The sequence below is a fragment of the Cycloclasticus sp. P1 genome (assembly GCF_000299965.1).
Taxonomy (GTDB): Bacteria; Pseudomonadota; Gammaproteobacteria; order Methylococcales; family Cycloclasticaceae; genus Cycloclasticus; species Cycloclasticus pugetii.
This window is the reverse complement of the sequence record NC_018697.1, coordinates 452,091-466,068: the sequence shown is the minus strand read 5'-3', so window position 1 is coordinate 466,068 and position 13,978 is coordinate 452,091. Positions and strand designations below refer to the sequence as shown.

The following is a 13,978-nucleotide window of genomic DNA, read 5'->3' as shown; positions in this document are numbered from 1 at the left end:
CAGGATCATACAAATTGATCAGTCGCCGACACCAACGCATCAATCATTTCATCACCATGCGCTAAATGCGTTGAATTTGGCAGACGGATAAACTGTGCAAGAGGAAGTGCTTGCGCCAACGAAAATGACGACTCAATCGGACACATAAAATCTTTTTGGCCGTGGATAATAGTGCAGGGTATCTCTTGTATGCGAATAGCATTATCCAAAATTTGATTTTCTCGAATATAGTAGTTATTCATCGCGTAGTGCGTTTCGATACGTGCTTGCGCGATGGCTTTTTCAGGCACCGCTCCATCCAACGCTTCTGCCTTAAAATCATCACCTAACACCACCGCACCACCCCATGCATCCCACTCACGGGTTGTTTCTTGAAGGACCTGCTCATCATCAATACTTAAACGATGATAATATGCCTTCAACACATCTTTACGTTCATTGCTTGAAATATGGCCCGTAAAACGCTGCCACGCTTCAGGGTATAACCTGTTTACACCCTCTTTAAGAAACCAATCTGCATCTTTAGAACGTGCTAAAAATGTACCTCGTAAAACCAACCCCAATACATTATTTGCATATTGTTGGGCATACAACAAGCTTAATGTTGCGCCCCAAGAGCCACCAAACAGCAACCATTTTTCAATGGCCAGTTTTTTACGAATCAACTCCATATCTTGTAATAAATGATTCGTTGTATTGTTTTTCAACCGCCCCAAGGGTCTCGAACGGCCAGCACCGCGCTGATCCATCAAAATAATATGGTATTTATTAGGGTTAAAAAAGCAGCGATGATGCGCCTTACAACTTGAACCTGGCCCACCGTGCAAAAAAATAACCGGCACCCCTTTAGGGTTACCTACTTGCTCAAGATACACTTCATGCCCATCCCCCATATCAAGCCATTCATGGGCAAAGGGTTCAATCTCAGGGTACAACGTTTTCAATATTAACATCCTTCGTTTTCATCACTTAAAAGCTGATCAGGCTCAGCAAATATCAAGTTAGACTACGCTATACTACGGCTTTTTAAAACCCCACTTCATTATGTTCGATTTTCTTATTATTGGCGGCGGCCTACTTGGTTTATTAACAGCTAAGGAACTACAGCAAGCGGGGGCAAAGGTTGCGGTGGTTGATAAAAACAGTCGCGGCCAACAAGCTACTTGGGCAGCCGGTGGCATTTTATCCCCGATGCGGCCTTGGTTATATTCCGAACCTGTTAATGCAATCAGCTCACTTAGCCAATCGGTCTATCAGCAACTTTCCATCGAGCTTCGTGATCAAACAGGAATAGATCCAGAATGGTTATTATCTGGCATGTTAGTACTTGAGGATAATGAACTGCCTCAGGCTATCCAATGGTGCGAACAAAATAATTCACCCGTTGAAGTGTTATCTGTCGAAGAGCTCAACAGCCAATTCGAGCACTTAGCGCCCTTTACAGAATCTGCCATTTACCGGCCAGACGTTGCCACCATCCGGCCCCACAAACTGTCAGCTGCGTTAACCCAGTATTTAACGCTTAACGGTGTCTCATTTTATAACGACCAAGAAGTAACAAAATTACAGCATACTGATTATGCCGTTACAGGTGCCGAGATTGGAAAAACTACTCTTAGCGCTAATGAATACATCCTTTGTGGAGGCGCTTGGAGTACACAATTAGTACCCAAGCTTTGCCCGCAACCAGATATCAAGCCTGTTAAAGGTCAAATGATCTGTTTCCCACCAACAGATATCACCAACCTATGCATGGTCATGGATGGCAACCGTTATATTATTCCTAGGAAAGATAAGCGAATTGTCGTTGGCAGCACACGCGAATACACTCAATTCGATGCCAGTACCACACAGGCCGCTTTCGACGAACTTAAGCATTTTGCCCAACAGTTATACCCCGCCTTAGCAAGCATTGAACCTGATGCACACTGGGCTGGGCTTCGACCTGCTTCACCCAACAGCATCCCTTATATTTGCAGAGTCGCCCCTCTCAGCAACCTAAGTCTCAATGCTGGGCATTATCGAAATGGTATTGTTACAGCACCGGCAAGTGCCGAATTAATGAGCGATATTTTGTTAAATAGACGCTGTAAAATAGACCCAACACCCTACCAATTACAGCGTTAACTACCCACTAAAAACCTTGTGCTATACTGAGACCAAGAGATCAAGGTGATGATAATGGCTGAAAAAACAGGCGAACAACACGTTAAATACTTACTTAATGCGCATGGCATTACGCCCACTCAACAACGCATTAAAATCGCTAATTTTCTGTTTAAGAAACAACAGCACGTAAGCGCCGACCAAATTTTATCAACCATTAATCAAGGGCAACAACCCGTTTCAAAAGCAACCGTTTACAACACCCTCGGCTTGTTTGCTAATAAAGGCTTATTACGTGAGGTGATTATTGACCCTAACAAAGTCTTCTACGATACTAATACCAAACACCATCACCATTTCTACAATACAGACACCAACACACTCACTGATGTTAACGATGGCGAGATCACCATTCAAAACCTTCCCGCATTACCCAAAGGTACTGATTTTCACTCTGTTGAAGTTATTATTAAAGTTAACAACCAGTAAACGTCTTGTCTCACCTTCAACAATTCCCTATACTTTCTCGCCCATAAAGCCGATGTAGCTCAGGTGGTAGAGCGGCTCATTCGTAATGAGTAGGTCAGCGGTTCGAATCCGCTCATTGGCTCCATTTTAATGACTTTTTAAAGTAACCTGCCCATTAGGGAATATTCAAAAATACTAGGCCTTGGCCCAGCAATATAAAGTAAACCGCTTTCGTCTTAGCTTTTATAGGTTTCGAATATTTCATTAAATACTTCGTGATTAGCCACAAATTTTTCTTTAACTGCCGGATCGAAATGGCCTGACTTAATTTTCTCATCGCCATGTTCTATAATACCTACCGCTTTTTTATGATCAAACGCCTTTTTATAAGGCCGTTCACTTCGTAACGCATCATATACATCACACAGGCCCATAATACGAGCAGACAGTGGAATCTCCTTACCTTTTAAACCATTTGGGTAACCACTTCCATCCCACTTCTCATGATGACATAAGGCCACTTTTTTACCCATTTTGATATAGCTCGAACTATGCTCACTTGTTTTCAAAATCTCAGCGCCAATGGTGGTATGACTTTTCATTATTTCCCATTCACCAGGCTCAAACCCGCCCGGTTTTAAAAGAACACTATCGGGTATACCTATTTTTCCAATATCATGCATCGAACTGGCTAAAAACAAGGTGTCACAAAAAATTTTATTCATTCCAAGCATTTCCGCTAAACGCCTACAATAGTGACTAATGCGTTTAACATGCGCACCGGTTTCATCATCTCTATATTCTGAGGCACGCATTAATAAAAATATGCTCTCTTCAAATGACGCCTTTAGCCGTTGAGTGCGTGCTTTTACTTTCTCGTCCAGAAGATGATTATGGTTCTTCAAAATATCATTCGCAATTTTCAGCCTTAGCAGATTGCGAACTCTAATTTGAATTTCATTGGCTTTAATTGGCTTGGTAATAAACTCTTCAATCCCTCTTGAAAGCCCTTTCTCACGAGAGGCCTGATCATCAAGAGCGGTGACCATAATCACCGGAATACCCTCTGTTTTATCATTACTTTTAAGTTGCGTCGCAACTTCGAAACCATCCATTTCTGGCATCATGGCATCTAATAAAACCAAATCTGGCGAAAACATACTGGTTTGCGCTAACGCCAAGCTGCCACTAGAGGCTTCTTCAATCTGATACCCTTCTTCTTCCATCAGTTTCCTGAGTAACACCCTGTTTCTTTTTTCATCATCTACGATGAGTATTTTGGAACCTTTTGTATCAATCATCACGTCTCACGAATCATTTTTAACAGCTCATCAATCTTTTCTATAAACACTTTAGGGCTTATTAGTTTTATCATGGAACCATTACAAGCAGCCGCTAGCTCCGCCCCATAGTGTTTGTAGTTAAAATAAAGATGATGATTGTTAAGCGTTTTAAACCTCAGCGTGGTTACCTCTCTTCAACCACCCACCTTTAGTAATTAAAAACTATTACTAAAGGCATGCTAACCATATTATCTGTTACAACTAAGCTTTTTTAATGCGGGTGGTCATATGTGTGAAGTAGCTCTCAATTGCTAAATAGCTCTTGCAAATCAATTTTTATCAATACGTCCATCACTCAAAAACGCGTTAACTAAGTTCAGTAACATCAACAAATAACCGACAATCTAAACTAAATAATCAGTCTCTAAGTCTACTTTTTTGTATGGTAAATAAACGCTAAAGGTAGAACCTTCGCCAAGTGTTGATACAACCGTGACAAAACCACCATGAAGCTCAGTCATTGCTTTGACCAAACTTAGTCCTAGCCCCGTTCCCTCAAACTCCCTTGCTAAGGAGCCATCAATCTGTTCGAACCGGCGAAATAACTTACCAATATTCTCTTCAGATATACCAATTCCTGTATCACTAACAGATAACTTTAAATAAGGAGTTTCGCACTGAGCCAACTCGCTATCGTCTAATCTAAAATCAGGATGAAGCACCTTATCTATTGTTGCCGATATAACAATGGAGCCACCTTTTGGAGTAAACTTAACGGCATTGGACAAAAGATTAATTACAATTTGCTTTGTTTTCCGCTCGTCCAACAAACAAACCGTCACTTTTTCCTCTACTTCCTCTGTAATACTAATACCACGCGCATTCGCTTTATCCCTGAGCATATAAACAGTGCTCTGCAATAATGACTGAATAGAGACTTCATCTAATGCCAATTGCTCTTTCCCAGCTTCTATTTTTGATAAATCTAAAATACCGTTTATTAAGTCCAATAGGTGCGAACCACTATCAAATATTTCTTTTGAATATTGGCTCTGTTCCTCCGTTAATGGACCAAGCACACCACCTTTTAAGAGCTCTGAAAAACCGATAATAGCATTCAAAGGTGTTCTTAGCTCATGGCTCATATTTGACAAAAATTGCGATTTCATCTGACTCGCCAATGCTAGTTCTTTATTTGTCTCTTTTAATTGCTCTTGAACACGCCTTCTACTCTCTTCTTCAAGCAAGACCTCCACTAACATTGATAGTGACTTAACATATTGCGCTTCATCAGACCTTAATACTCGTGCTTCATCTTGGTTCACAACATTAAACACCCCTGCGATGCTTTTATATTTTGTAACAGGGAGCTGGAGGGTAGATACTGGAGAATGAGCTTGCTCAGGAAAATGAGATAATAAGGGTGTTGTCTCATTAGACAGCAACCCGCCTTCCATTAAGAGTTCAGAAAAATAATATTCATGCTCTGACACCAACAATGAGGGTAATGTAAAATACGATTTTTCTCTGCCGCTGTAATAATTCTGACATAACAGCGCATCCCTCTTATTATTAAATAACCAAAGTCCCACCCAGTCTGCCTGAAGTACTTCAGCACACTCTTGTAAAATTTTATTACATGCTTCCTCAAAATTGGTCGAAGCCCTTCTAACAAAATCACTGAGTGATAAATAGCTATTGTATTGCTTCTTTAAACGTTCATCGGTCTGCTGAATTTCCAGCTCCATCGCTTTCCTAACCGTTATGTCACGAAAGATACCTATAAAATGCTGTTCTTCATTAACCCTATACTCGTTTATAGATAAGCCCATCGGGAAAACTGAACCACTTTTTCGTCGGCCAACCACTTCCCCATTATGTTCTATTCCTTTTGACGCGCCTGTGCCCTTATAATCAGCATCAGATTTCTCATGCTCTTCCTTAAACAGCTCTGGTATCAACAGATTGATATTGTTACCGACCATCTCCTTTTCGTCATAGCCAAACAAATCAATCACCGCTGGGTTACAAGACTTAATCGTTCCAAACTCATCCATCATTATTAACGCGTCTTCCATATGAACAACAACATTTTCTAACGACTTGGCGCTGGAATCGGCCTGTTTCTTCATTTCTTTTAGTATTACCTCAGACTGCTCGGTATATTCATTAAATGCCTGAAATAATTCCTTAAACTCATCATCAACACTTGTTTCATCAAGCCGAACTGAAAAGTTCCTATCGCCTACAGCACGACAGCCCTCTACCAATCGAACAATAGGATTAATAATAATTCTTGATACAAGCATTGATGCAAAAAAAACGGCCAGCAATACAATCATTAAGCCGGTAATAAGCATCGAGTCGCGTGCTTGATCTAGATGCTTAAAAACAACACTTTTAGGCAGTTCATGAATGACCCCCCAATAGCGCTGAGAGTTTTTTTCATCAAATAAAATTTTATGGACAGCTAAAACACTGTTTCTTTTTTCATTGATGAGAACATACTCGTTTTGTTGTCGTTCATTGGCTAAAAAGTAAGCACTAAAATCAGTAATTTCATTAGGCCCAACCCAAAACTTACCTTTATTATCAATAATATAAGTATCAATTCCCTTTCTTTTTTCAATCGCAGAATTAAGCAACGGCAAAGCTGAAATTTCTGCCACGGCGACACCCTCCACTTGCCCATTGATATAAATAGGTGTTGATACCGTTAATATAGGCAAGCCATCGGCCTGTTGATGCTTAATATCTGAATAATAAACAGCCTTATCAGCTAACCTCATAACTTCTTGATCAGCCGCTAAGTGCAGCGCACCCGCCAACACCTTCCCTTCAGCATTTAACAACGTAAGACTAAGGTAATTAGGATAATTCGCAAGAAAAGCCCGAACCACTTGATTTAACCCACTCGCGCAAACCTTTGCTCCTTCCGTTGATACAGGTTCAATACCACCGTCTTGATTTGTTCTTAAAGTAGCTTCAACGGCAGGTATTTCGGCAAACGTTAATAAATTTGATTTCGAATTTTTTAATACGCTTGTAATTTCATCTGAATAGTCCTCTTGTTGCTCCAACAATAAACCAAGGGCTTGTTTTTCCGCTAAATGCATACTACTAAAATAAATACTCCCCCCCATTAATAACAAGGAAAGGCTCATCAAAGCCGCCACACTAAACATGACTTTCGCATTAAGACTAAAGCTCAGCGACTTGATGATTGGTTTTTTCAAGTTCTTTTTTTTAATTTGAGACCCCTTCTTGAACGATGCTGAATTTTGAATACTAATTAATCAAAAAAATATTTTAGTTTTATTACACCGTTTAAATTTATTGTTTAACCATGAATTTGAATACTCGCCAGCGACTTGATTAGATGAATTGGCCATTTTCAAGATAACGCTAATCTAGCTCTACGTAAACTGATTATCGAGGCGCCTCCAGATAAATCATAGACAGAAAACCGTATCAATACATGTCTTTTTATTACCTAAGCATAAAGCGTTACGCCCACAAATATTGCAACCTTCTATACAAATTAAAGTGCCTAAAATAAATAAACGACGTTTTTAATACCACAAAGTACCCAAGCACCTTAATGCTAAAGTCAGTAATCTCTACGAAGCTATTGCCGCTTAAAGCTTATTAATTTTTTTATTCGTTAAGTAACGAAATAATAATAAGACTGCTAACAAGACAGCGTAAATAAATGGTTCTGTATCATCTAGTTTTGTTAACCAAAAGAAATGTACAACACCCATTACCGCTATCAAATAAAGGCTTCTATGTAACTCAACCCAGCGCTTACCCAACCGACGCATCATGCCTTTGGTGGAGGTTATCGCAAGTGGTATTAGCATTAAGTAGGCCAACAAGCCCAGCATAATGTACGGGCTTTCTGGTATATCCTCTAGCATATGCTCAACCCTTAATGATTGATCTAAAACCAGCCAAACAGCCAGGTGCAAACTGGCATAAAAGAACGCAAATAAACCAAACATTCGTCGAAAACGTATTGGCAAAGAAACGTTAAATGCCCGTTGTAGTGGTGACATTAGCAAGGTAATTAATAAAAACCTTAACGCCCAATCTCCTGTTCTAACATGCAAGGTCTTGATTGGATCAGCGCCTAATAAATCATTAAACCCATCCCATATAATCAATAAAAATGGAATTAAGCAGGTATTAAAAACTATCGTTTTTAATAGCCTTATCTGCTGTTTTGAAGCTTTCTTTCTTAGCATTTTAATTATAGTTTTTTTAAAAAAACTGGCGAAGGTTCATCCCTTTATACAAATAAGCCACGTGCTCACCATAACCATTGAATAGTTCGGTATCACGCTTGGGCGTAAACAATGACGCGCCAATCACCCTTTCTCTACGTTGACTCCATCTTGGATGAGGAACATCCGGGTTAACATTAGCGTAAAAGCCATATTCATTTTTTGCTGATTCATTCCATGATGTTTTGGGCATCTGTTCTGTAAATTTAATTTTGACGATCGATTTAATACTCTTAAAACCATATTTCCAAGGCACTATTAAGCGCAACGGTGCACCGTTTTGATTGGGCATTTCTTCACCATACAAACCGGTGGCCAGCAGTGAAAGCGGGTTCATTGCTTCGTCCATTCGTAACCCTTCTACATATGGCCATTTTAGAATACGGCTTTTTTGCCCTGGCATTTGCTTAGGATCATACAGCGTTGTAAATTCAACATATTTCGCTTTTGACGTGGGTTCCATCTGCCTAATCAATTCAGCTAATGAAAAGCCAATCCATGGCACCACCATTGACCATGCCTCTACACATCGTAGGCGATAAATACGCTCTTCGAGTTGTTGCTGCTTAAGAATATCTTCTAAATTGTAAACTCCTGGTTTAGCCACCTCGCCTTCAATTGTTAAGCTCCAAGGTTTTGTTTTCAATAGATGTGCTCTTAATGCTGGGTCGCTCTTTGCTGTCCCAAATTCATAAAAATTATTGTAGCCGGTCACATATTCATAAGGTGTTAGTTTTTCTTTCAATGAAAACTGGCTAGTCACATAATTTTCAATTTTATTACCAGCCCATAAGGCATCAGGCGCTAAAGCACCCGCTACCATAAATCCTGAACTACGCGTTAGAAATTGTCGTCGAGAAGCGGATATGAGTGCACGACTTTTATCAAAATCAGCCTTCGGAGTAACATCATTATCGGTAAGAGATGTCAATTTTTTAATACCCATGAGAGTCCTTTTCTTATACCTCAACACTATAGACCCTATCGTACCGTAAAACCTTTCAGACAAAAAAACGGGGCCAAGGCCCCGTTGTTAACATAAGACTATGTCATTTAATTATCTTTATCATTAACCTTTATACGTTTTGGCAATACCGCCGGCTTCTTTGGAATTATTAATTCAAGAACACCTTTTTCATAATTTGCGCTCACTTTATTTTCATCGGTTGTATCGGGTAATACAAAACGTCGATAAAAAGTACCATTGAAACGCTCTACACGTTTATAGCCATCTTTCTCTTCTTTTGATTCACTAGAACGTTCACCTCGTACAGTTAAAATGCCATCCTCCATTGTCACATCAATCTCGTGTGGGTCTACACCCGGCACATCAGCGTGAAGAACAAAGCGATCATCTTCTTCTTTAATATCCACTGCTGGTGTCCAAGTTGATGTTGAAGAAACACTGTCTTCATCATCTGAAAACCTGCGACTTAAATCGTTTCCATAACGCCCTAAAAGGTTCCATGGTTCATATCTTGCAATTGCCATATCAATTCTCCTATTTAAGTTGTTTACAGTATTTAAATAGGGAGGCATGAACATTTTTTCAAGACTTATCTTGCACTTTTTCGTGGTTTTTAATAAAGAAAAGTGCTGTTGCCGTGACAAAACAGAACGAACCAAACACAATAAAGTTCACATCTAAACCAAACGATGCGGCGACTAAAGCACCCGCTAATAACGGACCGACAATAGACCCGATCCGTCCAATGCCTAAGGCCCAACCTACCCCAGTAGAACGAATATGTGTTGGGTACATATAGCTGCTCAGTGCATTCAAACTGACCTGCCCACCCACAACAAAAAAGCCAGCAAAGAAGGACAAAATCATCACCATATTAATCGATGAACCAAATTGGCCTACAGCCATCATACTGAACCCAGCCAATACAAAACAAACCACCAAGACCCTCTTAGAGCCCCAGTAAGATATAAATTTAGCTAAAATAAAAGGCGAGATGGCACCGCCAATATTTAAAACAATGACTGTTTTTGTAGCTTCACTTAGCTGATAGCCCGCCTCAACCAGTAGCGTTGGAATCCAGCTATATAGGAAATAAGCCACCAGTAAATTAAAGAAAAAGACCACCCATATTAACAAGGTGTCTGCCTGCCTTCTTTCCATAAATAACGCCTTAACAGGAAAGTGCTTTTCCACTGGGTGATGATAAAAAACGCTGTTAGATGGAACCTCTCGCCTACTCTCTATTTTTTGGGCAATCTTACAAAGCAACTTATCATTATCGTTATCATGCTCCACTAAAAACCGAGGTGACTCAGGTAAATATAGAATTAACACGGGAACCAATAGCAGGGGCAAAACTCCACCTACGTAGAACAATGACGCCCAACCATAAGCCGGAATAATTTCTGAAGCAATTATTCCGCCGCTTATACCACCAATCGGCATGCCCAGAAATATCACTGCTATGGCAATGTTTCTATACCGTGTTGATACATATTCAGTCATCAATGCCATAGCATTTGGCAAAGCACCACCAAGTCCAAGACCGGTGAGGAAACGCAACAATACAAGTTCGTTATAGGTTTCTATAAAACCCGTCAACAAGGTACACAAACCAAACATACAAACGCTGGAAATAACCGCATTACGACGGCCAAACTTATCGCCAACCGGGCCTAATATTAATGCCCCCAACATCATACCGAACAACCCTGCCGCAAAGACATAACCCAAGTCGCTGTTAGCTATCTCTAACGCCTTACTAAGGTCTGGCGCAGCAAACGCGATGGCTAACACGTCAAAACCATCAAAAATAATGATCAAGGCACAAAAAAGCATCACTAATTGCTGAAATTTACCTAGCGGGTTTTCTTCGATAATAGCGCTCATATCTAATGGTTTTTGATTCATAATGCTGTCCCCTTTGTTGTTTTAGCGTTCTTCAATGACGCATTTACGATCTTCATGACGGTATCTATTTCTTCTATATCTCTTGGCGCATAAACGAGCGCTATGGTTTCTGGAATAGGCCCCTTACCTGCTAATGGGTGTCGTTCACCCCATTGTTTATCAATCACTGTTTTAAAATCTTCTTCGGATAGCGCCATATGTAGACTACCATCATACGCCGGATGAATATGTGCAAATTCTCGCTCGATCATAAACCCATTCGTACAATTACATGGCTCACCTTCTTCTAGCCATAGCGCTTCAGCACCGGGCACAGAAATAATACTCGGACGACGACTCACCTTATCAAAATGAAATAATTTCTCTTTAAATAATTGATGGCATTCAACACTTGGGTTTTGCGTTAATTGCTCATGCGGATTAGTATTAGTCGTTTCAGGGCGTTCGCCCTCACGGGTTGATATCTGCAACATATTTTGCCTTATAATCTAATTCAAAAACTAACTAGCTTACACTAATATATGAGTCGTTATCGACCTCCTTCACCACCGAAATCTGCCTATATTACCAAAAAAGGCTTTGAACGCTTACAAGCCGAAGAAAAGGATTTGTGGCTAAAGCGTCGCAGCGTTGTCGCAGCTTTATCAGCCGCAGCCGCCGAGGGTGATCGCTCTGAAAATGCTGAATATATTTACCGCAAAAAAGAACTGCGTGAAATCGACCGACGTATCCGATATTTACAAAAACGCCTGCCCATTCTTAACGTTATTCATGAAAAACCAAGCAACTTAGACAGCGTATTTTTTTCCAGTATTGTTACCCTAGAAGACCTTGATGGCGAAGAAAAAACTTATCGCATTGTAGGCCCAGACGAACTGGATCACCAACCCCACTACATCAGTATGGACTCCCCAGTTGCCAAGGCTTTATTCAAGAAACAACTCGATGATGAAGTGACCGTTACCACACCTGCTGGCAAAATAACCTACATGATTACTAGCATCGATTATGAATAATTCTTTATGCCCTTGCGGTTCGGGTCGATTGTACTCACAGTGCTGCGCACTTTTTATAACCGCATCATTAATGCCTGAAACAGCTGAACAATTGATGCGTTCAAGGTTTACTGCTTTCTATTTCAACGAACACCCATATTTAGTCAATACGCATCATCCAAGCCAACGCGAAGCCAATGAATTAACAAGCTTACAAAACAGCCAAGAAACAAGCCATTGGATTAAGTTAATCATCCATCAAGTAAAACACGGTGATAAGCAACACCAAACGGGCCAAGTTGAATTTTCTGCTTTTTTTAACGAAAACAATGAATTTTTTGAGTTACGCGAAAAGTCACGATTTATTAGAGAACAAGACCAGTGGTATTACCTTGATGGAGAGCCCAACATTTACCGCACCAACCTTAAGCTAAAAAGAAATGATCTATGTTGGTGTCAAAGTGGCAAAAAATTTAAACACTGTCACGCATTATAAAAAATTCATTTCTCTTGATTCTTCAGTCAATCAGCGCATAATCAGCATATATGTTTACTACCATGAATAATGAGTACTCATCCTGACAAAGGCTTAACAACGAGCCATGAGAACTTATTTACGTTCCATCTGCTCGATAGTATTACTATTCCCACTTTTGCCATTAACACCCAGCACGAAATAACACACTGGAATAAAGCACTTGAGAAAGCCACCGGCTTTCTAGCTGTCGATATGATTGGCACTAAAAAACAATGGAAACCGTTTTACCCAAACCCTCGACCAACATTGTCAGACCTTATCATTGAAGGCGCAAAGGATGAGTCCGTTGAGCGTTTCTATACCAATAAATATCATCGGTCTAACGTGTTAGACAATGCTTTTGAAGCTGAAGATTTTTTTCCAACCATAGGCTCCGGTGAATGGTTACTTTTTTCTGCGGCGCCCATCTTAAATGCCAACCACGATATTATTGGAGCCGTTGAAACACTGATTAATATTAGTGAGCAAAAACACAGTGAAAAAAGACTTTTCGATAACCAACAAAAATACCGAGAACTCAGCACGCTGGACGATTTAACTCAACTGTATAACGCACGACATTTCTTTTCAGAATTTAACAGCGAGGTCAGTCGTTGCGATAGGTATCGACAGGTTTTATCCATCTGCATGTTAGATTTAGACGACTTCAAACAGGTTAATGATACCTATGGTCACCAGTTTGGCAATACTGTGCTAACAGGCTTTGCAGACATCATCAAAGAAAACATTCGTCACGTCGATGTAGCCTTTCGTTATGGTGGTGAGGAGTTTGTTATTTTATTCCCCTTTGTTATTGCAAATAAAGCAGCGATTGCCGTTAAAAAAATTCGCACCCAGCTAGCACAAAAAAACTTTGTAACTGACGAAGGCAAAACCGTTAACATCACGGTAAGTGCAGGCGTTGCTACCTACCTAACAAAAGAGGGCGCTAACAGTTTTATTAAACGAGCAGACAAGGCTATGTATCAAGCTAAAGAAAATGGTAAAAATCAAGTTGTTATTGCCAAATAAGCAACTCACCTCATTACTCTACGTCGCTATGATTAAACACATCGTTTTATGCTATGTTGAAACAGCGCAAACAAAAGAAAACTTTAAAACTGAAACCGCTATTAAACGTTATGTTATACAGCACTCTCTGAGCACCAAACGCTTAGCCCTTTTATCAACTAACTATCACTCGCCCCTAAACCCATTAATAATGAAACTGACTAACAATGAATGCTGACGACTTTGGCTTATGGGCTATGCTGGCCTTTTGGGGTAGCGCCATTGGCGGTATATTTTTAGCTATTCAATGGGCCAGCAAGAAAGGCAAAAAAAGCCCCGCCCCACGTGATGTGATGATTAAATCACTCGACAAGCGGCTAGCTGAAGGTGAAATAACTGCAGAAGAACATCAACGGCGAATGAATGAATTATGA

General features: G+C 40.2%; 14 protein-coding genes and 1 tRNA gene. 7 read left to right on the top strand and 8 right to left on the bottom strand.

The window, feature by feature from the left end; all coding sequences use genetic code 11:
- Positions 1–5: 5 nt before the first annotated feature.
- Positions 6–953: a prolyl aminopeptidase gene (gene pip / locus Q91_RS02295; protein ID WP_020161821.1), complete on the bottom strand. Its 948-nt coding sequence runs from the start codon at positions 951–953 to the stop codon at positions 6–8.
- A gap of 91 nt (positions 954–1,044) precedes the next feature.
- Between pip and Q91_RS02290 the strand changes: the two genes are divergently transcribed.
- From Q91_RS02290 to Q91_RS02280, 3 genes are all read left to right on the top strand, one after another.
- Positions 1,045–2,127 carry an FAD-binding oxidoreductase gene (locus tag Q91_RS02290; RefSeq protein ID WP_015005266.1) on the top strand — a complete coding sequence of 361 codons (1,083 nt, stop codon included), beginning with the start codon at positions 1,045–1,047 and terminating at the stop codon, positions 2,125–2,127.
- Positions 2,128–2,181: 54 nt separating this feature from the next.
- On the top strand, positions 2,182–2,595 hold the full coding sequence (locus Q91_RS02285; protein WP_015005265.1) for a Fur family transcriptional regulator: 414 nt from the start codon (positions 2,182–2,184) through the stop codon (positions 2,593–2,595).
- 48 nt (positions 2,596–2,643) lie between these two features.
- Positions 2,644–2,719, top strand: a tRNA-Thr gene (locus Q91_RS02280).
- Between the two features lie 91 nt (positions 2,720–2,810).
- Here Q91_RS02280 and Q91_RS02275 read toward each other — a convergent pair.
- The 7 genes from Q91_RS02275 to Q91_RS02245 all read right to left on the bottom strand — a co-directional run bounded on the left by Q91_RS02275 (position 2,811) and on the right by Q91_RS02245 (position 11,494).
- A complete protein-coding gene (locus Q91_RS02275) occupies positions 2,811–3,875 on the bottom strand; it encodes an HD domain-containing phosphohydrolase (protein ID WP_015005264.1) in 1,065 nt (354 codons plus the stop codon).
- Positions 3,876–4,261: 386 nt separating this feature from the next.
- A complete protein-coding gene (locus Q91_RS02270; RefSeq protein WP_148271120.1) occupies positions 4,262–7,021 on the bottom strand; it encodes an ATP-binding protein in 2,760 nt (919 codons plus the stop codon).
- 474 nt (positions 7,022–7,495) lie between these two features.
- Positions 7,496–8,104 (bottom strand): sulfite oxidase heme-binding subunit YedZ, encoded by a 609-nt coding sequence (locus Q91_RS02265; protein ID WP_015005262.1) that lies wholly within the window; start codon positions 8,102–8,104, stop codon positions 7,496–7,498.
- Between the two features lie 16 nt (positions 8,105–8,120).
- Positions 8,121–9,089 carry a protein-methionine-sulfoxide reductase catalytic subunit MsrP gene (gene msrP, locus Q91_RS02260; protein WP_015005261.1) on the bottom strand — a complete coding sequence of 323 codons (969 nt, stop codon included), beginning with the start codon at positions 9,087–9,089 and terminating at the stop codon, positions 8,121–8,123.
- A gap of 107 nt (positions 9,090–9,196) precedes the next feature.
- Complete coding sequence (locus Q91_RS02255) at positions 9,197–9,634, bottom strand: Hsp20/alpha crystallin family protein (protein ID WP_015005260.1); 438 nt, start codon at positions 9,632–9,634, stop codon at positions 9,197–9,199.
- A gap of 58 nt (positions 9,635–9,692) precedes the next feature.
- Positions 9,693–11,021: an MFS transporter gene (locus tag Q91_RS02250; RefSeq protein ID WP_015005259.1), complete on the bottom strand. Its 1,329-nt coding sequence runs from the start codon at positions 11,019–11,021 to the stop codon at positions 9,693–9,695.
- Complete coding sequence (locus Q91_RS02245) at positions 11,018–11,494, bottom strand: luciferase family protein (RefSeq protein WP_015005258.1); 477 nt, start codon at positions 11,492–11,494, stop codon at positions 11,018–11,020. The genes Q91_RS02250 and Q91_RS02245 overlap by 4 nt, the downstream gene beginning before the upstream one ends.
- 48 nt (positions 11,495–11,542) lie before the next feature.
- On the opposite strand from Q91_RS02245, the gene greB reads away from it, so the two are divergent.
- From greB to Q91_RS02220, 4 genes are all read left to right on the top strand, one after another.
- Entirely contained in the window at positions 11,543–12,037 is a 495-nt protein-coding gene (greB, locus tag Q91_RS02240) for a transcription elongation factor GreB (protein ID WP_015005257.1), read from the top strand.
- Positions 12,030–12,512, top strand: coding sequence for a YchJ family protein (locus tag Q91_RS02235; RefSeq protein WP_016389880.1), 483 nt, complete (start codon positions 12,030–12,032; stop codon positions 12,510–12,512). The genes greB and Q91_RS02235 overlap by 8 nt, the downstream gene beginning before the upstream one ends.
- A gap of 69 nt (positions 12,513–12,581) precedes the next feature.
- A complete protein-coding gene (locus Q91_RS02230; protein ID WP_015005255.1) occupies positions 12,582–13,565 on the top strand; it encodes a diguanylate cyclase in 984 nt (327 codons plus the stop codon).
- Positions 13,566–13,771: 206 nt separating this feature from the next.
- Complete coding sequence (locus Q91_RS02220) at positions 13,772–13,978, top strand: SHOCT domain-containing protein (protein WP_015005253.1); 207 nt, start codon at positions 13,772–13,774, stop codon at positions 13,976–13,978.

Bases quoted from the DNA above. Each gene is read 5' to 3' on its own strand.
- msrP (WP_015005261.1), bottom strand. From the start codon at position 9,089: ATGGGTATTAAAAAATTGACATCTCTTACCGATAATGATGTTACTCCG.
- Q91_RS02230 (WP_015005255.1), top strand. From the start codon at position 12,582: ATGAGTACTCATCCTGACAAAGGCTTAACAACGAGCCATGAGAACTTA.
- Q91_RS02235 (WP_016389880.1), top strand. From the start codon at position 12,030: ATGAATAATTCTTTATGCCCTTGCGGTTCGGGTCGATTGTACTCACAG.
- Q91_RS02245 (WP_015005258.1), bottom strand. From the start codon at position 11,494: ATGTTGCAGATATCAACCCGTGAGGGCGAACGCCCTGAAACGACTAAT.
- Q91_RS02290 (WP_015005266.1), top strand. From the start codon at position 1,045: ATGTTCGATTTTCTTATTATTGGCGGCGGCCTACTTGGTTTATTAACA.
- Q91_RS02270 (WP_148271120.1), bottom strand. From the start codon at position 7,021: ATGAGCCTTTCCTTGTTATTAATGGGGGGGAGTATTTATTTTAGTAGT.
- Q91_RS02220 (WP_015005253.1), top strand. From the start codon at position 13,772: ATGAATGCTGACGACTTTGGCTTATGGGCTATGCTGGCCTTTTGGGGT.
- Q91_RS02255 (WP_015005260.1), bottom strand. From the start codon at position 9,634: ATGGCAATTGCAAGATATGAACCATGGAACCTTTTAGGGCGTTATGGA.
- Q91_RS02285 (WP_015005265.1), top strand. From the start codon at position 2,182: ATGGCTGAAAAAACAGGCGAACAACACGTTAAATACTTACTTAATGCG.
- greB (WP_015005257.1), top strand. From the start codon at position 11,543: ATGAGTCGTTATCGACCTCCTTCACCACCGAAATCTGCCTATATTACC.
- Q91_RS02250 (WP_015005259.1), bottom strand. From the start codon at position 11,021: ATGAATCAAAAACCATTAGATATGAGCGCTATTATCGAAGAAAACCCG.
- Q91_RS02265 (WP_015005262.1), bottom strand. From the start codon at position 8,104: ATGCTAAGAAAGAAAGCTTCAAAACAGCAGATAAGGCTATTAAAAACG.
- Q91_RS02275 (WP_015005264.1), bottom strand. From the start codon at position 3,875: ATGATTGATACAAAAGGTTCCAAAATACTCATCGTAGATGATGAAAAA.
- pip (WP_020161821.1), bottom strand. From the start codon at position 953: ATGTTAATATTGAAAACGTTGTACCCTGAGATTGAACCCTTTGCCCAT.